Raw genomic sequence first — 21874 nt, 5'->3', positions numbered from 1 at the left:
CGGAGGTGATGATCTCCGCGAGTTCACCCTTGCGCTCGTTGAGCAGTTCCCGGAACTTGAACACGATGGCGGAACGCTTGGCGAGGGAGGTGTCGCGCCAGGCGGGGAACGCGGCCGCTGCGGCGTCGATGACGACGCGGGCGTCCTCGACGCTGGCCAACGCCACCTGACCGGTGACGGCGCCAATGGCGGGGTTGGTGACCGGGGCGGTGTTGCCGCTGGTGCCGGCGAAACCCTTACCGTCGGACCAGTGGGCGATCTCGCGAGTGATGTTGGTGCTCATGTGCTGTCCTTTCACCGCGTGCGCGCGATGTAATCCTTCATGGTCTTCAGTTGGTAGCGGGAGACGTCGTGTGCGGTTTCGTCCTCGGCGAAGACGCTGGACACCATCACCGTGTCGGGTTTGTCGTAGAAACCGAGTTCGGAGAGCCCACCGAAGAACTCGTTCCAGTCGAGGTCGCCGTCACCGATCTTGAGGTGCTGGTGCACGCGAACGGGGTTGCCGGGCGGGTTGGTGATGTACCGCAGTCCGTGCGAGCGATGGTGATCCATCGTGTCCGCGACGTGGACGAGCCGCAGCAGGTCGCCGGCGGCGCGCATGATCTCGAGCATGCCCGCGCCCATGTGGTACGTGTGGCACGCGACGTAGACCAGTCCGAAGTTCTTGGAGTTGATGCCGCGGATCATGCGGATGGCGTCGAGTCCGTTCTCCACGAAGTCGTCGGGGTGCGGGTCGATGCGGACGTCGATACCTTCACGCTCGATGATGGGGACGAGTTCCTCCATCGACCGGTAAAAGGCGCGCTCCGATTCCTCGGCCTTCTCCGGGCGACCGCTGAACTCGGTGTTCATCACGTTCACGCCGAGGTCGACGGTGATCTGGATGGCGCGCTTCCAGTACCGCACCGCTGCCTCGCGGGCGTCTTCGTCCGGGCCGGACCACCGCAGCACCGGCAACACCGAAGCGATCCCGACACCGGCGTCGCTGCAGGCCTTGCGGAACTGCCGGACCAGTTCGTCGTCCGCCTTCGGGTGGTTGAAGAACGGGATCATGTCGCGATGCGGGGTGAGCTGCAAATGGTCGAATCCGAGTTCCGCGACCACCGCGGGCAATTCGAGGAGGGAGTGGTCGTGGTGGAACGGGGTGGGGTCGAGTGCGATTTTCATGGTGGTCAGGCTCCCGGAATGCTGGAACGGTCGACCATGTCGACGGTCACCCGCTCGCCGGTCTCCAGCGACTGCACGCCGGCGGCACACACGGCGGCGGCGGCGTAGCCGTCCCAGGCGCCGGGGCCGTCGATGTAGGTGCCGGTCTCCGCGCCCGTGCGGGCGGCGTTCACCCAGCGCTGGATCTCGACGTCGTACGCCTGGCCGAAGCGTTCCTTGAACGACGGGGTGATCTCCCCGCCCCACGCTCCGGCGCCCGAACGGCCGTTGCCTGCGCCGGTGCCGTACTTGCGGACGAGTCCGACATCGAGACCGATGAACGCCGAACCCTTCTCGGCGACGATCTCGGTGCGCACCTCGTAGGCGATGCCGGTGGTCACGAAAACCTCGACGTCGATGTGGCGACCGGACTCGGTGCTGAAGAACGCGATCTGAGGGTCCTGAAGTCCTTCGGGTGCACCCGGGTTCGCGGCCGGCCGGAGGATCTGCACCGAGGTGATCTCCTCGTCGAACAGGAACCGGGTCACATCGACCTCGTGGACGAGCGAGTCCTTGACGATCATCGAGCTGTCGAAGCCGGGCGGCACGACCGGGTTGCGGTGCACGCAGTGCGCGAGGAGCACCTGTCCGAATACGCCGTCGTCGATGAGCGTCTTCAGCTGCTCGTACTCATGGTCGAATCGCCGCATGAAGCCGACCTGGATCAGCTTCTTGCCGAGCTCGGCTTCCCGCTTGACGATCTCGAGGGACGTGGCGACATCGGTGGTGAGCGGCTTCTCGCACATCACCGGCTTGCCGTGCTCGAGGCAGGCGAGGAGCTGCTTCTCGTGCGTCGGGCCGGGGGTGGCCAGGACGACGGCGTCGACACCCGGGTCGGCGATCGCATCCAGCGGGTCGTTGACCACGCGGCATCCGGGGATTCCGGCCGCGATCTCTTCGGCCTTCTCGATGAAGTAGTCGTTGACCACGGCGACGGTCGCGCCCTTGATTCGGTCGGTGATCCGCGCGACGTGGTCGGCGCCCATCATTCCGACACCCAGGACGGCGATGCGGAGTTCGGTGCTGCTCTTGGACATGGTGGTGTGGCTCCTGACGTGTTACTGGAAGCGGACGGAAGGGATCCCGCAGGAGCCCAGGTACTTACGGGTGCGCTGAGCGATCGGCAGGGGAACGTCGACGGCGCAGGGGTAGAGATCCTGCTCGACGATCGCGAACACGTCGACGTCGAGTTTCTCGATCGCGGCGAGCAGCGGCGGCAGGTCGGGGATGCCGAGGGGGGGCTCGATCATCGCGCCGAGCTTGACGGCCTCGCCGAACGGCAGGTCTTCGGCCTCGACCTTGGCGCGGACCTCGGGGTCGACCTGCTTGAGGTGCAGGTAGCCGATCCGCTCGGGGGCCCGTTCGATGATCGCGAGGTTGTCGCCGCCGCAGTAGCTGATGTGGCCGGTGTCGAGGCACAGGTTCACGTACTCGCTGTCGGTGCCGTCGAGGAAGCGGTACACGTTCTCCTCGGTGTCGACGTGGCTGTCGGCGTGCGGGTGGTACTGCGCCTTCACCCCGTACTGCTCGAACATCTTCTTGCCGAGCTCGTTCATGCCGCCGGTCTTCTTCTTCCACTGCTCCGCAGTGAGATTGCGGTCCTCGAGCACCTCACCGCTGGACGGGTCGCGCCACATCTCGGGGATGACGACCACGTGCTTGCCGCCGACGGCGGCGGTGAGCTTCGCGACGTCCTCGATCTGGGTCCACACGGCATCCCAGGAGTTGTCCTGGTGCAGGTGCTCGAACACGGTGCCGGCCGACAGCTTCAGATTGTGGGCCGCGAGTTCGTCGCGGAGCTGCTGTGGGTCGGTGGGCAGGTAGCCGTACGGGCCCAGTTCGATCCACTCGTACCCGGACGCGGAGACCTCGTCGAGGAATCGGCCGTACGGGGTCTGCTGCGGGTCTTCCGGGAACCAGACGCCCCAGGAGTCGGGGGCGGAGCCGACGCGGATGACGCTCATCGGGAAATCCTTTCGAGAAGAGTGTGTGGGGAGAGTTGTCAGTTGCCGGACGGGCGGAGGAACGGACGCTGGATCTTCTTCCACTGCGCGTACGTTTCGTAGGCGGCCCGGGTGGAGTCGAGGGTGCTGGTCGCGCTGACCGGCACGTCCCACCAGGATTCGCTGTCGGGTGCGGCGATGCGGGGGTCCGTCTCGACGTGGATGACGGTGGTGTTGTCGCTCGCCTTCGCCACCTTGACGGCGTCGGCGAACTCGGAAGCGGTGTTCGCGCGGATCACGTCGGCGCCGAGGCTCGCGGCGTTGGCCGCCAGATCGACGGGCAGGATGTCGCCGTCGAGCCGACCGGAGTCGCCCCGGTAGCGGTAGTCGGTGCCGAAACGCTGGGAGCCGAGCGACTCCGACAGCGACCCGATGGATGCGAAACCGTGGTTCTGCACGAGGACCACGATGACCTTGACGTTCTCCTGCACCGCCGTGACGAGTTCGGTGGCCATCATCAGGTAGGAACCGTCGCCGACCATGATGAACACGTCGCGGTCGGGGCAGGCCATCTTGGCGCCGATGCCGCCGGCGATCTCGTAGCCCATGCAGGAGAAGCCGTACTCGACGTGGTAGCCCTTGGAGTCGCGGGTGCGCCACAGCTTGTGCAGATCGCCGGGCATGGAGCCGGCGGCACACACGACGACGTCCCGCGGATCCGACAGCGTGTTGGCGAGGCCGATGACCTGGTTCTGGTTCAGGCCGAGCGAGTCGTCGTCGATCTTGTAGACCGAGTCGACGGCCGACTCCCACTGCGCAGCGAGTTCTTCGGTGCGCGAGCGGTACTCGTCCGGAACACGGTAGTCGCCGAGCGCCTCGGAGAGGGCCTCGAGCGCCTCCCGGGCATCGGCGACGACGCTGACGCCGCCCTGCTTCACCGAGTCGATCGACGCCACGTTGATGTTGACGAACCGCACGTCGGGGTTGTTGAACGCGGTGCGCGAGGCCGTGGTGAAGTCGCTGTAGCGGGTGCCGATGCCGATGATCACGTCGGCGTCGGTTGCGAGCGCGTTGGCCGCGGTCGTGCCGGTCGAGCCGATCGCGCCGACCGACTGCGGGTGGTCGTAGGGCAGTGAGCCCTTGCCGGCCTGGCTCTGGCCGACCGGAATGCCGGTCGCCTCGGCGAACGAGGCCAGTGTCTCGGTGGCGCCCGAGTAGATGAGGCCACCGCCCGCGACGATCAGCGGCTTCTTCGCGGACCGGATCACGTCGGCGGCCCGCGCGATCACGGACTTCTCGGGGAGCGGCCGGGCCACGTGCCACGTGCGCTCGGCGAACAGCGATTCCGGCCAGTCGAAGGGCTCGGCCTGCACGTCCTGCGGAATGGCGACGGTGGCCGCGCCCGTCTCGACCGGGTCGGTCAGCACGCGCATCGCACCGAGCAGCGCGGAAGGCAACTGCTCCGGCCGCCACACCCGGTCGAAGTACCGCGACAGCGGTTTGAACGCGTCGTTGACGGTGACGTCGCCGCTCGACGGCAGTTCGAGTTCCTGCAGAACCGGTGCGCTCGCGCGGGTGGCGAACGTGTCGGCGGGCAGCAGCAGGACGGGCAGCCGGTTGATGGTGGCGAGCGCCGCGCCGGTCAGCATGTTGGTCGAGCCGGGGCCGACGCTGGCTGAGACCGCCCAGGTCTGCAGGCGATCCTTCTGGCGTGCGTACGCGACCGCACTGTGCACCATCGCCTGCTCGTTACGGCCGAGGACGTAGGGCAGTTCGGGCTCGGTGCCGGCGTCGACGGCGTCGATCTCGGCCTGCAACAAGGCCTGGCCGAGCCCCGCGACGTTCCCGTGGCCGAAGATGCCGAAGCAGCCGGCGAAGAACTTGGTGCGTTCGCCGTCCCGCTCGACGTACTGGCTGGCGAGGAATCGGATGGTCGCCTGAGCCACCGTGAGGTGGACGGTGCCCTCGGCGTTGGGGTTCTTGCTCGCCGACATCGGCGCTGTGGACACCACGGTCATGCTCCTTCGGACGGTGCGTGGAGGGGGAGACGGGGATCGACGGTCTGGTGTTCCCAGCTGCCGCGCAGCCAGGTGTGGGCCGGGTCGTCGCAGATGTTCCAGGCGCGGTCGTCGCCCGGCCCGGCCATGACGTTCAGGTAGTACATGTGATGTCCGGGGGCGGCGATCGACGGTCCGTGATAGCCGTGCGGCACGAGGACCACGTCGCCGGAGCGCACTTCCTCGAGCACCTCGATGGGCCGCTCGGGAGTGCCGTACACGCGATGGTAGCCGAATCCGGTTCCGTCGAAACCGACTGCGGTGGAGTTCGCTTCGGCGATCTCGAAGTAGTAGATCTCCTCGAGCTGGGATTCGACGTCGCTGTTCTCGTCGTGCTTGTGGCTCGGGTACGACGACCAGTTGCCGCCGGGCGTGATGACCTCGCACGCGATGATCGAATCGGCCTCGAAGCGGTCGGCGGTGCCGAAGTTGTGGACCTGGCGGCTGCAGTTGCCCGCGCCGCGCAGTTCGACGGACACGTCCGCGGCGGGAACGTACCGGAACGGGAACTTCTGCCGGGCGCGGGCCCCGCACAAGGCGAAGCGTCCACCGGTCGCGCTCGCCACCGTGTAGGCCGAATCGCGGCCCACGTAGGCGAAGTCGCTCGGCCCGTCGAACACGGATCGCCGCCCGGTGAGGGCGAACTCGGTGCCCTCGCTCGACACGGACGCGGACCCGGCGAGTGGTACGACGATGATCTCGTCGTCACCGGTCACGAGGTCGGCGGACCCTCCGGGGGCCAGGGTCAGCACCCGCAGGCTCGACTCGGTCCAGCCCGCCGACTCGGGGGTGACCTCGAGATCGAACGGCCCGGTGGCCGCCGAACCGACCGGCACGTAGTACTTGCTGTTCATCGTTGGCCTCTCCGGCGTGCGTCAGTGAACGAGGGATACGGCGGTGTCGACCGCGGCGGCGACGTCCTCGTCCCGCGGGTACAGCAGGGTGCGGCCGACGATCAGCCCGCGGACCGACGGCAGCGCGAGAGCCTTGGCCCAGCTCGCGAACGTCTCCTCGGGTGCCGTCTGCGGATCTCCGCCGAGCAGCAGCGTCGGAAGTGTCGTCGCGTCCATCACGCGTTCCATCTCGTCGACCACCGGGAGCTTCATCCAGGTGTAGGCGGACGTGGAACCCAGGCCCTGGCTGATGTGGATCGACTTGATGACGGCGTCGGCGCTGAGATCGTTCTTGACCTTGCCGTCCACCCGCCGCGACAGGAACGGTTCCACCATGGCCATCAGCCCCGCCTCGGCCAGTGCATCGACTGCCTGGGCGCACGCGGTGAGCGTCGAGAGGGTGCCGGGATCGTCGAGGTCGATGCGGCACAGCATCTTTCCGCCGTTCATCCCGGCCTTCGCGGTGCCGGCGGCGGTGTAGCCGGTCATCCGGTCGTCGAGTTCGAAACTCGCGCCCGCCAGGCCACCGCGGTTCATCGAGGAGATGACCACCTTGTCGTCGAGCGCGCCGAGCAGCACCAGATCGTCGAGGATGTCGGCGGTGGCGAGCACGCCGTCCACGCCGGGGTTGCGCAGGGCGGTGCGGAGACGGTCCAGGAGATCGGTGCGGCTGTTCATCGCGGTCGGACGGTCGCCGACCGAGAGTGCACCGCGAGCGGGGTGGTCGGCGGCGACGATCATGAGCCGGCCGTTACCGCGCACCGTCGGCCGTGCGACGCGGGTCGCCCAGGCACGGTCGATGGCGGCCGGGTCGTTGGCGCGTACCTCGGTGACGTCGGCGTACGACGTGCAGACTGCGCGGTGAGCGAGAGTTTCAGACATTGACAGCCTCCGAAGTGGTGGAATCGGCGAGCGCACGGACCTCGTCGGCCGTCGGCATCGCGGTGGAGCATTCGAGCCGGGAAGCGACGATCGCCCCCGCGGCGTTGGCGTAGCGCAGGATCTTCTCGAGCGGCCACCCGGCCAGCAGTCCGTGGCACAGCGAGCCGCCGAAGCTGTCGCCGGCGCCGAGCCCGTTGATCACCTCGACGTCGTTCGGGGGCACGGTGATGGACTGGGTGCGGGTCTTCCCGAGGACACCCTTGGGGCCCTGCTTGACGATGGCCAGTTCGACACCGAGATCGAGCAGCGCGTCGGCGGCCTTGTGTGCGTTGGTCTCGCCGACCGCGATCTCGCACTCCTCACGGTTGCCGACCGCGACGGTGACGTGCTGGAGGGCGCGCTGCACCTGCGCGGTCGCCTCGGCGGGCGAGGACCAGAACATCGGGCGGTAGTCGAGATCGAGGACGGTGTGGCTGCGACGTCCCCGCGCCTCCCAGGCAGCGAAATGTGCACTGCGGCTGGGCTCTTCGGACAGTCCGGTGACGGTCGACCAGTAGAGCTTCGCGTCGCGGACTGCGTCGAGATCGAGGTCGGCGGGTGTCACCTGGAGGTCGGGGGCGACGGGCTTGCGGTAGAAGTACAGCGGAAAGTCGTCCGGTGGGAAGATCTCACAGAACGTGACGGGCGTCGGGTGCTCGGTGTCGATCCCGACGTACCGGTTGTCGACGCCGAGGTCGGTGAGCGCGGTGCGGACGAACCGTCCGAACGGATCGTTGCCGACGCCCGAGATGAGGGCGCTGCTGCAGCCGAGGCGGGCCGCGGCGACCGTGACGTTGGCCGCGCTTCCGCCGAGGAACTTGCCGAACGTCTCGACGTGCTCGAGTCCGACTCCGGTCTGCAATGGATAGATGTCCACACCGCAGCGCCCGATGGCGAGGACGTCCAATCCGTTCCGGCTGGGTTGCGTCTGGTTGGTGGTCAAGGCTGACTCCCGAATAGGTCGTTGTGGGTGGTCTGCGCAGGGCGCCGAGGTCTGGTTGAAACTGTGCTCCACATCACCGGCTCCTGTCAAGACTTTGTCCTGACATTATTACTTGAAGTCAATCTGGTGTTAGTGTTCGCATACACTGCCGGAAAGATCGGCGACGGCGGACGTCGCCTGCGCACGAGGATCGGAGTTGTCCGTGGGTGCACCACTCGCAGTCGAGCTCGACAGATCGAGCCCGGTTCCGCTGTACTTCCAGCTCGCGCAGACGATCGAGAACGCGATCATCGGCGGGGAACTCGCCCCCGGTGACCGCTTCGAGAACGAGCTGGCGCTCGCCAAGCGTCTGAACCTGTCTCGTCCCACCACGCGCCGCGCCATCCAGGAACTCGTCGACAAAGGCCTCCTCGTCCGCAAACGTGGCGTCGGAACGCAGGTCGTGCAGAGTGCCGTGCACCGGCCGGTCGAGCTCACGAGCCTCTTCGACGACCTCGCGCGAGCCGGGCAGAGCCCGACCACCAAGCTCCTCGACTACCAGGTGTCCGTGCCGGCCGAAGACGTCGCCGCCGAACTCAACCTGCAGCCCGGTGCCGAGGTCGCGTCCATCCGGCGCCTGCGCAGCACCAACGGCGAACCGCTGGCGCTGATGACCAACCACATCCCGGTGGACCTCGCGCCGGACCCCGAGGAGCTGGAGGCGCACGGCCTCTACCACGCGCTCCGGGCGCGGGGCGTGCACATCCGTCTCGCTCGGCAGCGCATCGGCGCGAAAGCGGCGACCAAGGCGGAGGCGTCCCTGCTCGACGAGAAGACCGGGGCGCCGCTGCTGACGATGAACCGGACCGCGTTCGACGACTCGGGAAGCGCCGTCGAGTTCGGCAGCCACTGCTACCGCGCGTCGCGGTACTACTTCGACACCACCGTTGTCGATCGCTAGAACCGCGCGCGCGACGTCGTTCCCCCGGGGAATGGCCCTGCTGGTGGCCGGTGCCCTCTTCATGGAGATCCTCGACGCCACCATCATCGCGCCCGCCGTCCCGCTGATCGCCGAGTCCTTCGGTGTCGACGCAGTCGACGTCAATGTCGCGATTTCCGCGTACCTGGTGACGGTTGCCGTTCTCATCCCCGCCAGCGGGTGGATGGCCGAGCGGTTCGGCACCCGCCGAGTGTTCGTGGCCGCCATCGCCGTGTTCACGCTGGCGTCGATAGGGTGCGCCGCGAGTGTGTCGTTGCCGATGCTCGTCGCGATGCGGGTGCTACAGGGAGTCGGCGGAGCCATGATGGTGCCCGTCGGGCGGCTGGCGGTACTGCGGTCGAGTACGAAGAGCGACCTCGTCCGCGCGATCGCCCTGCTCACCTGGCCCGCGCTCGCCGCGCCCGTCATCGCGCCGCTGCTCGGCGGTGCGATCGCCACCGTCGGGTCGTGGCGGTGGATCTTCGTCATCAACATTCCGATCGGCCTCCTCGGAATCCTGCTGTCGCTGCGACTCGTTCACGGGTCGCGCGCGCCGTCGACGAGAAGGCTCGACTGGCGGGGCCTCGTCGGAATCGGGACGGGAATCGCCGCAGCCCTGATCGCGCTGGAGAGCATCCGCGTGACGGGAACCGACTGGAGTCGCGTCGTGGTCGGGGGAGTGGTCGCGGTGGTCCTGCTCACGGCGTCCGCGGTCCACCTCGTCCGTGCCCCGCATCCTCTCGTCGACGTCCGCGTCCTGCGGGTCCGGACGCTCCGGACCACCGTCACCGGAGGCTCGCTCTACCGCCTGACCGTCACGGCCGTGCCGTTCCTCCTGCCGCTGCAATTCCAGCTCGGTTTCGGCTGGACGCCGTTCCTCGCGGGACTGCTGGTCGCGGCACTGTTCGCCGGCAACATCGCCATCAAACCCTGCACGACATCCCTGATGCGGCGCTTCGGTATCCGGCCGATCCTGCTGGTCAACGCCCTGCTGTCCGTCGGTTGCTTCGGGTTGCTCGCCGTGCTGAGCCCGTCGACCCCGATTCCGGTCATCGTGGCGGTTCTCTTCGTGAGCGGCGCCCTGCGCTCGGTCGGATTCACCGCGTACAACAGCCTCGCGTTCTCCGACGTCGACCGCGCCGACCTCACGCACGCGAACACCCTCAACGCCGCCGTCCAGGAATTGGCGGCCGGCCTCGGCATTGCGGTCGCAGCGCTCGCCCTCACTGCGTTCACGCCGTTGGCGACGTCGTCCGAGCACGGGTTCGGATCCGAATATTCCTGGACCTTTGTCCTTTTGGGCCTGCTGATGCTGTGCACGGTGGTCGACACGCTGCGTCTGCCGCGCGACGCCGGGGCAGCGGTCACGCGCTGAGCGCGCCTGCATCCGTCCACACATCTGCTCGATTTCCGGGCCGTCTGCGGGGGCGCCCATGTCCGCTCATTTGATATGTGGTCCTAATGTCCAGACAAACTATTGACTTTCTAGTGTGACGCGTATTACATCTAAGGCACACGGCCAAGACGTCACCGGGCCGTTCGTCCCCCCGAGAGGAAAAGCAGATGAACTTCCCCAACCGGCGTCGCGTGGCGGTACTGGCCTGCGCGAGTGCCTTGGTGATGAGCCTCGCGGCGTGCTCGAGCACCGGAGGCAAACCGGACAGCAGCGGGTCCGGGATCGGCGCGGGCACCGCCGACACCCCGCGCATCACGATCGCAATGGTCACGCACGCGGCACCGGGCGACACCTTCTGGGACCTGATCCGCACGGGCGCGCAGGACGCCGCAGACAAGGACAACGTCGAACTGAAGTACTCGTCCGATCCGCAGGCCCCCAACCAGGCCAATCTCGTGCAGACCGCCATCGACTCCAAGGTCGACGGACTCGCGCTCACCCTCGCGACCCCCGAGGCGATGGCGCCCGCCGTCAAGGCCGCCCAGGACGCCGGCATCCCGATCTCCGCGTTCAACGCCGGATACGGAGCGTGGAAGGACATGGGGGTCAACCAGTACTTCGGGCAGGACGAGACCATCGCCGGCCAGGCCGCGGGGAACCGCCTGAACGATGACGGCGCCAAGCACGTCATCTGCGTCATTCAGCAGCAGGGCCAGATCCAGCTCGAATCCCGTTGCGCCGGCGCCAAGCAGACCTTCCGGGGCACGTTCGAGACACTCAATGTGAACGGTGAGGACATGCCGTCGGTGAACTCGACGATCGCCGCCAAGCTCCAGCAGGACCCGTCCATCGACGGTGTGCTCACGCTCGGCGCCCCGATCGCCCTCACCGCCGTGCAGTCGGTCGGTAACGCGGGCAGCCCGGCCAAGGTCTTCACGTTCGACACCAACGCGGCACTCGTCGATGCCATCTCCGACGGCAGCGTGCAGTGGGCCATCGACCAGCAGCCCTACCTGCAGGGCTACCTGGCGATCGATTCGCTGTGGCTCTACCTGAACAATGGCAACGTCATCGGCGGCGGCGGGCCGACGCTGACCGGACCGTCGTTCATCGACAAGTCCAACATCGACAAGGTCGCCGAGTACGCCAAGGCCGGCACCCGCTGATCGGCGGTCGATCACATGTCAGGGCACACGATCCGGACCCCGGTGGGTCCATCTCACGCACACACCGTCACCATCGACCCGGTCGCACGACCGGCCGGCACCGCACAACGCTGAGATCCACCGGCGCGGAGAGGAAATCATGTCCACACAGCAAGATCTGGACCTTGCCAGTCACAAGGTCGTCCACGACGAGAGGGTGAAGGAGCAGAAACGCCTGCAGCGTCTGCTGGTCCGCCCCGAGGTCGGTTCCCTGTTCGGTGCGATCGCCATCTTCGTCTTCTTCATGGTCGTCGCACCCCCGTTCCGCAGCCCCGAAGCCCTGGCCACGGTGCTCTACGCCTCCTCGACGATCGGGATCATGGCCTGCGCGGTCGCGCTGCTGATGATCGGCGGCGAATTCGACCTGTCCGCCGGCGTCGCCGTCACCACCAGCTCCCTCGCCGCGTCGATGATCGCCTACAACCTGCACCTGAACCTCTGGGCCGGCGCCGCCCTCGCCCTCGTCGTGTCCCTGGCGGTCGGGTTCTTCAACGGCTACCTGGTGATGAAGACGAAGATCCCCAGCTTCCTGATCACGCTGAGCTCGTTTCTGATGCTCACCGGCATCAACCTGGCCGTCACCAAACTCGTCACCGGGCAGGTCGCCACCCCCAGCGTGTCCGACATGGCCGGGTTCGACTCGGCGAAGAGGGTGTTCGCGTCCTCCTTCGAGATCGGTGGGGTGTCGGTGCGGATCACCGTGGTCTGGTGGTTGCTGTTCACCGCGATCGCCACCTGGGTGCTGTTCAAGACCCGGATCGGGAACTGGATCTTCGCCGTCGGCGGCAACCAGGACTCCGCCCGCGCCATCGGCGTCCCGGTCACCAAGGTCAAGATCGGGTTGTTCATGACCGTCGGGTTCGCCGCCTGGTTCGTCGGGATGCACCTGCTGTTCTCGTTCAACACCGTCCAGTCCGGGCAGGGCATCGGCAACGAGTTCCTCTACATCATCGCCGCGGTCATCGGCGGCTGCCTGCTCACCGGTGGGTACGGCACCGCGATCGGCGCCGCGATCGGCGCATTCATCTTCGGCATGACGAACCAGGGCATCGTCTACGCCGGCTGGAACCCGGACTGGTTCAAGTTCTTCCTCGGCGCGATGCTGCTGTTCGCGGTCATCGCCAACAATGCCTTCCGCAACTACGCCGCCAAGAGGTGACCGGTATGAGTACCATCGAACAACTTCCCGTCGATACCGAACCCGGTGGTGGCGACAAGATCCCGCTGATCGAGCTCAAACACGTCGGCAAGCAGTACGGCAACATCATCGCCCTCGAGGACATCAACCTGCGGGTGCGGGCCGGGGAGGTCACCGGTGTCCTCGGCGACAACGGCGCCGGCAAGTCCACCCTGATCAAGATCATCGCCGGCCTGCACCAGCAGAGTTCGGGCGAGCTGCTCGTCGACGGCGAGGCCCTCACGTTCGGCTCGCCGAAGGAGGCCCTGTCCAAGGGCATCGCCACCGTCTACCAGGATCTGGCGGTGGTGTCGCTGATGCCGGTGTGGCGGAACTTCTTCCTCGGCCAGGAACTGCGGAAGGGACCGCTCAAGACCCTCGACGCGAACGGTATGCGCGCCACCACCATGTCGGAGTTGTCGAAGATGGGCATCGAGCTGCCCGACGTCGACGCCCCCATCGGGTCGCTGTCCGGCGGCCAGCGTCAGTGTGTGGCGATCGCCCGGGCGATCTTCTTCGGCGCCCGCGTCCTGATCCTCGACGAGCCCACCGCTGCCCTGGGCGTCAAGCAGTCCGGGATGGTGCTGCGCTATATCTCCGCCGCTAAGGAACAGGGCTTCGGGGTCGTGTTCATCACCCACAACCCGCACCACGCCTACATGGTCGGCGACCACTTCGTCCTCCTCAACCGCGGCCGCCAGAAACTGGACTGCACGTTCGACGAGATCAGCCTCGAAGAACTCACCCAGCAGATGGCCGGCGGCGACGAACTCGAAGCACTCACCCACGAACTGCGGCGTTAGGCACCGACGCGACGATGCGCCCGGCACACGTGCCGGGCGCATCGTTCGTTTCCGAGTGGATCAGACCTTCGCGTTCGCCTTAGCCTTCGTGAGCGCGACGTCCTCCTTGTCGAGGTCGAGCAGCGGAGTGCGGGAGTTCTCCTTGGCCGTGGAGGCAGAGGCCGCGGCGATCAGCGCGCAGACGGCGGTGAAGATCGCCACCGGCACCCAGTTCTTGGGGTCGGCGCCGCGCAGTGCCTGGGCGATGGTCGGAGCGAATCCGGCGAGGGCGAAACCGAGCTGCGTGCCGATCGCCATGCCGGAGTAGCGAACCCGCGACGAGAACATCTCGGCGTAGAACGCCGGCCAGATGGCGTTGGTCCCGGCGTAGACGCCACCCATCAGCAGGATGCCCGCGAGGAAGATCATCGCCACGTTGCCGGTGCCGATCGCGGCGAAGTACAGGAAGATTCCGGCGGCCGAACCGATCGCGCCACCGATGAACACCGGCTTGCGGCCGATCCGGTCGGACAGCATGCCGAACAGCGGCTGCGAGACCAGGGCCACCGCGTTGGCGGCGATCGCGACCCACAGCATGGTCGTGCGGCTCATCCCGATCTCGGGGGTGGTGGCGTAGGCGAGGCCGAACACGGAGAACACGGTGCTGACCACGGCGATGAAGGCGCAGAAGACCACACGGAGAACGTCACGCCAGTGCGTGCGGAAGAGGTCGACGACGGGCAGCGGGGCGGGCGTCTCGTCCAGCGCTTCCTTGTTGGCGATGAAGATCTCGGGCTCTTCGAGCTTGCGACGCACGATGTAGGCGACGACGAGGACGAGGAGGCTGCACCAGAACGGGACACGCCAGCCCCAGCTGTAGAGATCTTCGTCGGGCAGCGCCGCGACGGGGATGAACGCGAGGCTCGCGACGATGAAGCCGGCCTGGGTGCCGGTGAGCGTCCAGCTGCAGAAGAAGCCGCGACGGTGGGCGGGGGAGTGCTCGAGGGTGAGTGACCCCGCACCCGACTGCTCGCCGGCCGCGGAGACGCCCTGGCAGATGCGCAGGAGCACCAGCAGCACCGGACCGACCATCCCGGCCTGCTCGGACGACGGCAGACAGCCGATCAGGAACGTGACGACACCCATGAGCACCAGGCAGAACATCATCACCTTCTTGCGCCCGGCCCGGTCGCCGAAGTGTCCGACGAACACTGCGCCGATCGGACGCGCGACGTAGGAGATGCCGAAGGTGGCCAGCGACAGCAGCAGCGGATTCTTCGATCCCTCGAAGAACACGTGCGGGAACACCAGCGCAGCAGCCGACGCGAAGATGTAGAAGTCGTAGTACTCGAGCAGGCTGCCGAAGAAGGCGGCCTTCGCGGCCTTCTTCGCGTTGGTGGGATCAGCGTTGGGGTCGACGGAGGAGCGGCCTTTGCCGTCACCGTTTCGACCGGAGACGCCGGTGCCGTAGTCGATGGTCATCGATACTCCTGGGGAGCGAGGAATGTGAACACTGGCGGCTCGAAAGAGCAGGTGTTCGTAGGTCGTACAAGCAAGGTAACCCAGGTCACAGCCTCGAGTCAATAATGGTCGAAATAGTTAGTTCATACTTTCCCGGGCTGCTGCAGGTAGGCCAGGACGACGTCGCCGATCATCGTGCGCAGGTGGGGGCGGTTCTCCGCGCCGGTGAGATCCCAGTCGAACAGCGCCTTGAACGTGTACCGATTCGCCACCCGGAAGACGCAGTACGAGCTGATGAGCATGTGGATGTCGAGCGCCGTCGTGTCGGTGCGGAAGATGCCCGCCTCCTGGCCCCGCTGCAGGATCCTGTCGAGCGTGCGGATTGCCGGGGCCTGCGTCTCGGGGAGCCCCTCGGCCTGGACGAGGTTGACGCCCCGATTCGTGTTCTCGATCGCGACGAGACGAATGAAGTCCGGGTGCGCCTCGTGGTGGTCGAACGTCAGCTCGGCGAGCGCCCGGATCGCCTCGGTCGGTTCGAGGTGGTCGACATCGAGCTGGGACTCCTCGTAGCGGATCTCCTCGTACGCACGCTGCAGGACCGCCCGGTACAGGCCGTCCTTGTCGCCGAAGTAGTAGTAGAGCATCCGCTTCGTGGTGGCGGTCTTCGCCGCGATCTCGTCGATCCGGGCGCCCGTCAGGCCCTTGTCGGCGAATTCCGTCATGGCCACTCGCAGGATGTTCTCCCGGGTCTTCTCGGGATTGCGGGTTCGTTTGACCGTCTCCTTGTCGGAGGTGGCGCCCGTCGTCTCGCTTCGTGTCATCGGTGAAACTCCTGCCTGTGCATGTCTTCCGCGCGGTATGGAGGTATGCTACCGTGACATAACTCACTAGATAGTTAATTAGCTCCCAGTCCCCTCCCGGAAGTGATCGCCATGACCCCTCGTGACCTCGATGTTCCCGCCGCCGCTCGCCCGTCGTACCTGTGTGGGCTCATCGGCACCGGGATCTCGAAATCGCTGACCCCGCCGCTGCACGAGGCGGAGGGTCGCGCGCAGGGCGTCGGGTACGTCTACCGGATCCTCGACCTCGACACGCTGGGCATGGGCGTCGAGGGGCTGCCGCAGATCCTCGCGGCCGCCAAGTTGCTCGGGTTCAACGGGCTCAACATCACGCACCCCTGCAAGCAGGCGATCATTCCGCTGCTCGACGACCTGTCCGACGACGCCCGCAAGCTCGGCGCCGTCAACACGGTCCACATCGACGGCGGGCGCCTGATCGGCCACAACACCGACTGGTCCGGATTCGCGCGAAACATGGACGAGGGCCTCGAAGGCGCGCCCATGAACCGCGTCGTGCAGCTCGGTGCCGGTGGCGCCGGTGCGGCCGTGGCCTACGCGGCGCTCACCCGGGGCGTCGGACACTTCACGATCATCGACGCCGATGCCGAGCGCTCGAAGGATCTGCGCGACTCGCTCGCCGAACTGTTCCCCGACCGGGACATCGAGGCCGGCGACCTCTCCGCAGTTCCCGCAGCGGTCGGCGCGGCCCAGGGCCTCGTCCACGCGACGCCGATCGGCATGGCGGCCCACCCCGGCATGGCACTCGACGCCGCACTGCTGCGCCCCGACCTGTGGGTCGCGGACGTCGTCTACCGTCCCGCCGAAACCGAACTCCTCCGTCGCGCCCGGGAGATCGGCGCCCAGACCCTCAGCGGAATCGGCATGACCATCGGTCAGGCGGTCGACTCCTTCCGGATCTTCACCGGCCTCGAGCCCGACGCCCAGCGGATGCGTGAGCACATGGGTCTGCTGCTGCAGGCGGAGGACGCCGCCGCTCTCGCGGGAGCGTAGGCCGCGCCTGCCCCGTGGCGCAGACTGTGACTGTGAGGTTATTGCTACTGGCCGACACCCATGTCCCGAAACGGGCGCGCGACCTGCCCGCCCGAGTCTGGGACGAGGTCGACCGCGCCGACGTGGTGATCCACGCCGGCGACTGGGTCGATCTGTCCACGTTCGAGGCCCTGCGGACGCGATCGGCGCGACTCGTGGCGTGCTGGGGCAACAACGACGGCGACGAACTGCGCGCGCTGATGCCCGAGCGGGCGGACGTGACCCTCGCCGGGGTGCGCATCACCGTCGTTCACGAGACCGGGGCCTCCGCCGGCCGGGAGAAGCGGATGTCGGCCGCCTACCCCGACACCGACGTCCTGATCTTCGGGCATAGCCACATTCCCTGGGACACGGCGACGGAAACCGGTCTGCGCCTGCTGAACCCGGGTTCGCCGACCGATCGACGGCGCCAGCCGCACTGCACCTACATGACCGCCACCGCGCGGGACGGAGAACTCGGCGACATCGAACTGCACCGGTTGTGACGCACCTGACGTGACCGTTGTTCGGGCCCTTCAGTAGGCCGTCAGTGGGATCACGTCAGTGGTACGGCCGAGGGGGTCGAGTACGTGCCCGCCCCTCTTGTACGTGTGCAGGGTGATGAACCTGTCGATGATCACGAGTGACGGGAGTTCGCGGGTCAGGGCGGTCTCGAACGGCGCGATCTCGGCAGCCGCGCGAAACCACATGGTGGCGACGATCGTCGACGTCCCCGTGACAGCCTCGACGACACGACATCTGGGCATGCGGCCCAACAGGTTTCCCGCTTTGTTCAGCTCATCGGGCGGAACGGTCATCATGAAAGTCGTCGGCACGATGGGCCCGAGAAGTTCGGGGGCTCCGTCGCACCGCAGGGCGACACGACCCGAGTCCGTCATTCTCTCGACCCGGCGGCGCGCGGTCGGTCCAGTCGTCCCGCACCGAGCGGCGAGATCGGTCCAGGATTGCCGGCCGTCCGTCGCCAGGGCTTGAAGCAGAGCCCGGTCGAGGTCATCGAGTGAGGAAAGCGGTGTCCGACGGGTGGAGGGGGTCGGCGGCACCAGTCGAGTGGACTGTTCCAGGTCCAGAGCTTGTACCCGCCACCGAGAACCTTCCCTGTAGGTGGTCAGCGCGACCATCGATGTCACCGCGGTGATGCCTTCGATTCGTTCGATCCGGTCGTCGAGAAGCCGAGCGAGATCTGCGATGCCGGGCACGAACACGTCGAGGAGGAAGTCCGCAGCGCCTGTCGTGCTCGACACGGTCGCCACAGAGGATTCGGCGACCAGTGCCCGGACGACGTCGCGCTTCGCCTGAGGTCTGCAGTGGACTGCCAGGAATGTGGCACATCCCTGGCGAACGAATGCCGGGCCTGGAACCACCGCAACCCACGCGGAACCGCGTTCGGTCAGAAGCTTCCACCTTCTCGCGAGGGTCTTCGGTGTGTGCCCGAGGGTCTGAGCCAGCTCTGCCCAGTCGACTCGCGGGTTCAGCTGGAGTGCGTCGGTGATGGCGAGATCGAGCTCGGTTGCTACCGCTGGTGTTACATCCGGCATTCTGCAGGGCCTCTTCTGTGAGAAACCGGTCATCTTTCCAGATTAGTGAGGTGGGCCACCGAGAGTTGTCGCAGCGCGGGTGCGCAACCTGGAGCAACCAGGCACAGCGAAGTCGAGGTTGATGATGCGAACAATATCGGTTGTGGGTGAGGATCTGAGGGGCAGACGGCTCCCGGTAGGGGCGCTATTGGGCTCGATGGCCACCGTCGAGTTGCTCAGCGGCGTCACGCAGGGCTATCTCACACCACTGCTGCCATCGCTCGGCGACAGCCTCCAGATCACGGCATCGGGACAGACCAGGATCTATCTGCTCTCTCAGTTGGCGTTCGCGATCTGGACACCGTTACTCGCCAAACTGGGCGATTCGTTCGGTTACCGCCGTTTTCTCCGCCTCTCCATCGCCCTCGTCGCTGCCGGGTCACTGATGATGGCGATGTGGCCGAGCGTGCTGACGATCTCGGTCGGTGTCGTTCTCCAGGGTGCGGTCGTGGGCTTCATGCCGCTCCTGATCGGGATCCTGCGACACCAGGCGCCGGCGAGTCGCCGCACGGGAGTCGGCCTACTGGTCGGCGTCCTCACTGCGGCGGTCGGCGTCGGCGGTGTCGTCTCGGGCTCCCTCAGCGAGCGGTCGGCGACACTCGGGCTGTGGGTCGCGGTACCGGTTGCGGTCCTGGCGGTGATCGCCGGCTTCCTCATCCCCGATGGTGCTCCGCGGTTGGGCGGCCGTATTCCGCTCGTGTCGTTCGCCCTGCTGTCGCTCGGTCTGGCGGGCGTGGTGGCCGCGCTGTCGCTCGGTGCGGACTGGGGATGGACATCGGGCGAAACGATCGGAGCGATGTCTCTGGGTGTCGTCGGTCTCGCCGCATGGATCGGCGTCGACTCGACCTCGAATTGTCCGATGGTGGATCTCCGCATGCTCGTTCACCCGCCCGTCGCCGTCGTCTCCGGGGTCACCTTCTGTCTGGCCTTCTCGACGATCGGCTTCTTCGGTGCGAACGCGGTCTTCCTCGGGTCTTCGCCCGACGACAGCGGATTCGGCCTTTCTTACGGGCCGCGTTCGATCGCGCTCGTAGCACTGGCGCTCAACGTATTCGCGCTCGCAAGTTCGCTCTCCACAGCAACGATGCTTCGCAGGCTCGGCGAACGGCAGACACTAGCCCTTTCGGGCGCCCTGATCGCAGCCTCGTTCGGCAGTGTGCTCCTCTGGCATTCGACGGCTCCCCAGTATCTCGCCGCCATCGCTCTACTCGGCATCGGTTTCGGCGGCTATCAGGCCTCGACGCGCGCACTGTGCGTCGAATCGGTACCCGACCGCGAGACCGCGATGGCGGCGGGGATCAACGAACTCGCGCTCTCGATGGGTGCGGCGATCGGAGCGGCCACTGTCGGCGCAATCTTGTCCGCGACCAGCACTTCCGCGGGGGTCACGTTGCAGTCCTACGTGTGGTTGTGGTGCGTGTGTGCAGCGGTCGCACTCGTGGGGGCCGGCCTCGGACTGTGCTACCGCAAGGGAGCTGACCTCTCATGACGGACCGAGGGATGCTCGTCCCAGCCGATGTTGCGGCGAAGATCGAGTCCTCGGTGGCGAGTTGGTCGGGCGCACTGATCACCCTGAGCCACAGCCTCCATCACGAGCCGGAACTGGCATTCGAGGAACATCGATCGGTATCCAAGATCGTCGCCCTCGCGGAGGGTGCCGGGTTCGAGACGGTGACAGGCGTCGGGGGCCTGGCGACGGCCTTCGTCGCGACCAAGGGTACCGGCGCTCTCACCATCGGTTTCTGCGCCGAATACGACGCGCTTCCCGAGATCGGCCATGCGTGTGGGCACAACGTCAACGGCGCCGCCGCGGTGGGTGCGGCAATCGCGTTGGCGGAGGTGGCGGACTCCCTGGATGTCCGGGTCAAGCTCGTGGGGACCCCTGCTGAGGAAGCGGGCGGCGGGAAGGCCATCCTCCTGAGAGCCGGCGTATTCGATGATGTCGCCGCCGCCATGATGGTGCACGCGGGCGGGCGAGACGAGGTGGGCGGATCGTCCCTGGCGATGAGCCAGTGGACGGCCGAATATGTGGGTAGGTCCTCGCACGCCGCGACCGCCCCGTGGCTGGGCGCCAACGCGCTCGACGCGGTGGCCGTGGCGTACAACGCCGTAGGACTCCTGCGTCAGCAACTCGAGCCCGGCCTCGTCGTATCGATCATCGTCACCGACGGTGGGCACGCCTGCAACGTGATTCCGTCGAATGCTCGGGTGGCAGTGGAGATTCGAGCGACATCGACGACCAAGCTCCGGCAGGTGCAGGCGAGAGTGCGAGCGTGTCTCGAAGCCGGTGCCCTCGCAACGGGCACGGACGTCAACATCACACCCTGCGGCGAGGACTTCGCGGAATTGCGGCAGGACGATTTCATGACTCGCGCATACTCCCGGGCGATCGGCACCCGCGGCCGGACCGCCCTGTCCCGGGCGGGCGATTACATCGCGTCGACGGATATGGGAAACATCTCTCACCTGCTACCCGTCATCCACCCGACCATCGGGTACGACGTCGGTGATGCCGCACACCACACGGCCGAGTTCGCACTGCACGGTACATCCCCGTCCGCTGACGAAGCGGTACTGGACGGGGCAATGGCGATGGCAGTGGTCGGGGCGGAACTCGCCCTCGATCGAGATCAGCGCACACGACTGCTCGACCGCGTCCAGAATCCACACCTTCGAAGGGAAGAGAAAGTATGAGCGTCGATACCGTTGCGCGTCGCGGAGACAAATTCGCACCAGTCGAGAAGACCGTCGTAGTCGGCGTCGGAGGTGTCACACCGGAGCAGGTGCTGCGTGTCGCTCGCCGAGGCGCCGCCGTGACGCTGTCCGAAGATGCGCTCCTTGCGATGAGCGAGTCGCGGCGGCGCATCAGGGATCTCGCCGAAGATCCGAAGCCCGTCTACGGAGTGTCCACAGGATTCGGTGCACTCGCCACCCGGCACATACCGCTTCGATTGCGCGCCCAATTGCAACGCAGCCTGATCCGTTCCCACGCGGCCGGCAACGGCCCCGAGGTCGAGCAAGAGGTGGTGCGCGCCCTGATGCTGCTGCGGTTGTCGACCCTGGCCACCGGGCGCACCGGCGCGCGCCCGGAGGTGGCGCAGGTCTATGCCTCGTTGCTGTCGTCGGGGATCACGCCGGTGGTGCACGAATACGGCAGCCTCGGGTGTTCCGGTGATCTCGCGCCGCTGGCGCACGTCGCGCTCGCCGTCATCGGCGAGGGCACGGTCCGCGACGCCGAGGGCGCACTGATGCCAGCCGGGACGGCGCTGTCCGCCGCCGGCATCGAACCCGTCGTGCTCGAGGAAAAGGAGGGACTCGCCCTCATCAACGGCACCGACGGCATGCTCGGCATGCTGCTGCTGGCCTGCGAGGACCTGCACGGGCTCCTGCGGTTGGCCGACGTCACCGCGGCGATGAGCGTCGAGGGGCTGCTCGGCACCGACAAGGTGTTCGCCCCCGACCTGCAGGT

At 66.9% G+C, this 21874-nt stretch carries 21 protein-coding genes; 10 read left to right on the top strand and 11 right to left on the bottom strand.

The annotated features are described in order from the left end of the window. The 8 genes from RJ1_RS40140 to iolC all read right to left on the bottom strand — a co-directional run. The coding region (locus RJ1_RS40140) for an aldehyde dehydrogenase family protein (protein WP_143169592.1) at positions 1–283 on the bottom strand (283 nt) is incomplete at its 3' end. Positions 284–294: 11 nt separating this feature from the next. After that, a complete protein-coding gene (locus RJ1_RS40135) occupies positions 295–1167 on the bottom strand; it encodes a sugar phosphate isomerase/epimerase family protein (RefSeq protein WP_073369272.1) in 873 nt (290 codons plus the stop codon). A gap of 5 nt (positions 1168–1172) precedes the next feature. Beyond that, complete coding sequence (locus RJ1_RS40130; protein WP_073369270.1) at positions 1173–2243, bottom strand: Gfo/Idh/MocA family protein; 1071 nt, start codon at positions 2241–2243, stop codon at positions 1173–1175. 21 nt (positions 2244–2264) lie between these two features. Beyond that, positions 2265–3170: a sugar phosphate isomerase/epimerase family protein gene (locus tag RJ1_RS40125; protein ID WP_073369268.1), complete on the bottom strand. Its 906-nt coding sequence runs from the start codon at positions 3168–3170 to the stop codon at positions 2265–2267. Positions 3171–3208: 38 nt separating this feature from the next. After that, on the bottom strand, positions 3209–5167 hold the full coding sequence (gene iolD / locus RJ1_RS40120) for a 3D-(3,5/4)-trihydroxycyclohexane-1,2-dione acylhydrolase (decyclizing) (RefSeq protein WP_174695078.1): 1959 nt from the start codon (positions 5165–5167) through the stop codon (positions 3209–3211). Beyond that, positions 5164–6060 (bottom strand): 5-deoxy-glucuronate isomerase, encoded by an 897-nt coding sequence (iolB, locus tag RJ1_RS40115; RefSeq protein WP_073369266.1) that lies wholly within the window; start codon positions 6058–6060, stop codon positions 5164–5166. The genes iolD and iolB overlap by 4 nt, the downstream gene beginning before the upstream one ends. Positions 6061–6081: 21 nt before the next feature. Then, the gene (locus tag RJ1_RS40110; RefSeq protein WP_073369264.1) at positions 6082–6981 is read right to left on the bottom strand and encodes a Cgl0159 family (beta/alpha)8-fold protein; all 900 of its coding nucleotides are present in this window, start codon (positions 6979–6981) and stop codon (positions 6082–6084) included. Next, positions 6974–7963 (bottom strand): 5-dehydro-2-deoxygluconokinase, encoded by a 990-nt coding sequence (iolC, locus tag RJ1_RS40105; protein ID WP_073369263.1) that lies wholly within the window; start codon positions 7961–7963, stop codon positions 6974–6976. Before iolC ends, RJ1_RS40110 begins: the two co-directional genes overlap by 8 nt. 202 nt (positions 7964–8165) lie before the next feature. On the opposite strand from iolC, the gene RJ1_RS40100 reads away from it, so the two are divergent. From RJ1_RS40100 to RJ1_RS40080, 5 genes are all read left to right on the top strand, one after another. Beyond that, positions 8166–8903 carry a GntR family transcriptional regulator gene (locus RJ1_RS40100; protein ID WP_073369261.1) on the top strand — a complete coding sequence of 246 codons (738 nt, stop codon included), beginning with the start codon at positions 8166–8168 and terminating at the stop codon, positions 8901–8903. A gap of 31 nt (positions 8904–8934) precedes the next feature. Beyond that, entirely contained in the window at positions 8935–10296 is a 1362-nt protein-coding gene (locus tag RJ1_RS40095) for an MFS transporter (RefSeq protein WP_073369259.1), read from the top strand. 188 nt (positions 10297–10484) lie between these two features. Then, a complete protein-coding gene (locus tag RJ1_RS40090) occupies positions 10485–11483 on the top strand; it encodes a substrate-binding domain-containing protein (RefSeq protein ID WP_073369257.1) in 999 nt (332 codons plus the stop codon). A gap of 139 nt (positions 11484–11622) precedes the next feature. Beyond that, a complete protein-coding gene (locus tag RJ1_RS40085; RefSeq protein WP_073369255.1) occupies positions 11623–12681 on the top strand; it encodes an ABC transporter permease in 1059 nt (352 codons plus the stop codon). Between the two features lie 5 nt (positions 12682–12686). Further along, positions 12687–13502: an ATP-binding cassette domain-containing protein gene (locus RJ1_RS40080; RefSeq protein ID WP_073369253.1), complete on the top strand. Its 816-nt coding sequence runs from the start codon at positions 12687–12689 to the stop codon at positions 13500–13502. Between the two features lie 60 nt (positions 13503–13562). On the opposite strand, the gene RJ1_RS40075 is transcribed toward RJ1_RS40080, so the two are convergent. Then, positions 13563–14963, bottom strand: coding sequence for an MFS transporter (locus tag RJ1_RS40075; protein ID WP_073369251.1), 1401 nt, complete (start codon positions 14961–14963; stop codon positions 13563–13565). A 122-nt stretch (positions 14964–15085) separates the two neighbouring features. Further along, positions 15086–15763, bottom strand: a complete 678-nt coding sequence (locus RJ1_RS40070) for a TetR/AcrR family transcriptional regulator (RefSeq protein WP_073369248.1) — start codon at positions 15761–15763, stop codon at positions 15086–15088. 111 nt (positions 15764–15874) lie between these two features. Between RJ1_RS40070 and RJ1_RS40065 the strand changes: the two genes are divergently transcribed. After that, on the top strand, positions 15875–16792 hold the full coding sequence (locus RJ1_RS40065; RefSeq protein ID WP_073369279.1) for a shikimate dehydrogenase: 918 nt from the start codon (positions 15875–15877) through the stop codon (positions 16790–16792). Positions 16793–16824: 32 nt separating this feature from the next. Beyond that, on the top strand, positions 16825–17316 hold the full coding sequence (locus RJ1_RS40060; RefSeq protein WP_073369277.1) for a metallophosphoesterase family protein: 492 nt from the start codon (positions 16825–16827) through the stop codon (positions 17314–17316). A 30-nt stretch (positions 17317–17346) separates the two neighbouring features. On the opposite strand, the gene RJ1_RS40055 is transcribed toward RJ1_RS40060, so the two are convergent. Continuing rightward, positions 17347–18366 carry an Lrp/AsnC family transcriptional regulator gene (locus tag RJ1_RS40055; RefSeq protein ID WP_174695077.1) on the bottom strand — a complete coding sequence of 340 codons (1020 nt, stop codon included), beginning with the start codon at positions 18364–18366 and terminating at the stop codon, positions 17347–17349. A 196-nt stretch (positions 18367–18562) separates the two neighbouring features. Between RJ1_RS40055 and RJ1_RS40050 the strand changes: the two genes are divergently transcribed. The 3 genes from RJ1_RS40050 to RJ1_RS40040 all read left to right on the top strand — a co-directional run. Further along, positions 18563–19894 (top strand): MFS transporter, encoded by a 1332-nt coding sequence (locus RJ1_RS40050; RefSeq protein ID WP_074872873.1) that lies wholly within the window; start codon positions 18563–18565, stop codon positions 19892–19894. Continuing rightward, positions 19891–21099: an amidohydrolase gene (locus RJ1_RS40045; RefSeq protein WP_083400458.1), complete on the top strand. Its 1209-nt coding sequence runs from the start codon at positions 19891–19893 to the stop codon at positions 21097–21099. The genes RJ1_RS40050 and RJ1_RS40045 overlap by 4 nt, the downstream gene beginning before the upstream one ends. Further along, positions 21096–21874 (top strand): aromatic amino acid lyase (locus tag RJ1_RS40040; protein WP_170008943.1); only part of this gene is annotated, 779 nt, incomplete at its 3' end. The genes RJ1_RS40045 and RJ1_RS40040, both read left to right, overlap by 4 nt.

The organism is Rhodococcus jostii NBRC 16295 (assembly GCF_001894825.1).
Taxonomy (GTDB): Bacteria; Actinomycetota; Actinomycetes; order Mycobacteriales; family Mycobacteriaceae; genus Rhodococcus_F; species Rhodococcus_F jostii.
Note: the sequence above shows the minus strand (reverse complement) of the source record. Positions and strands in the feature narration are given on the sequence as shown.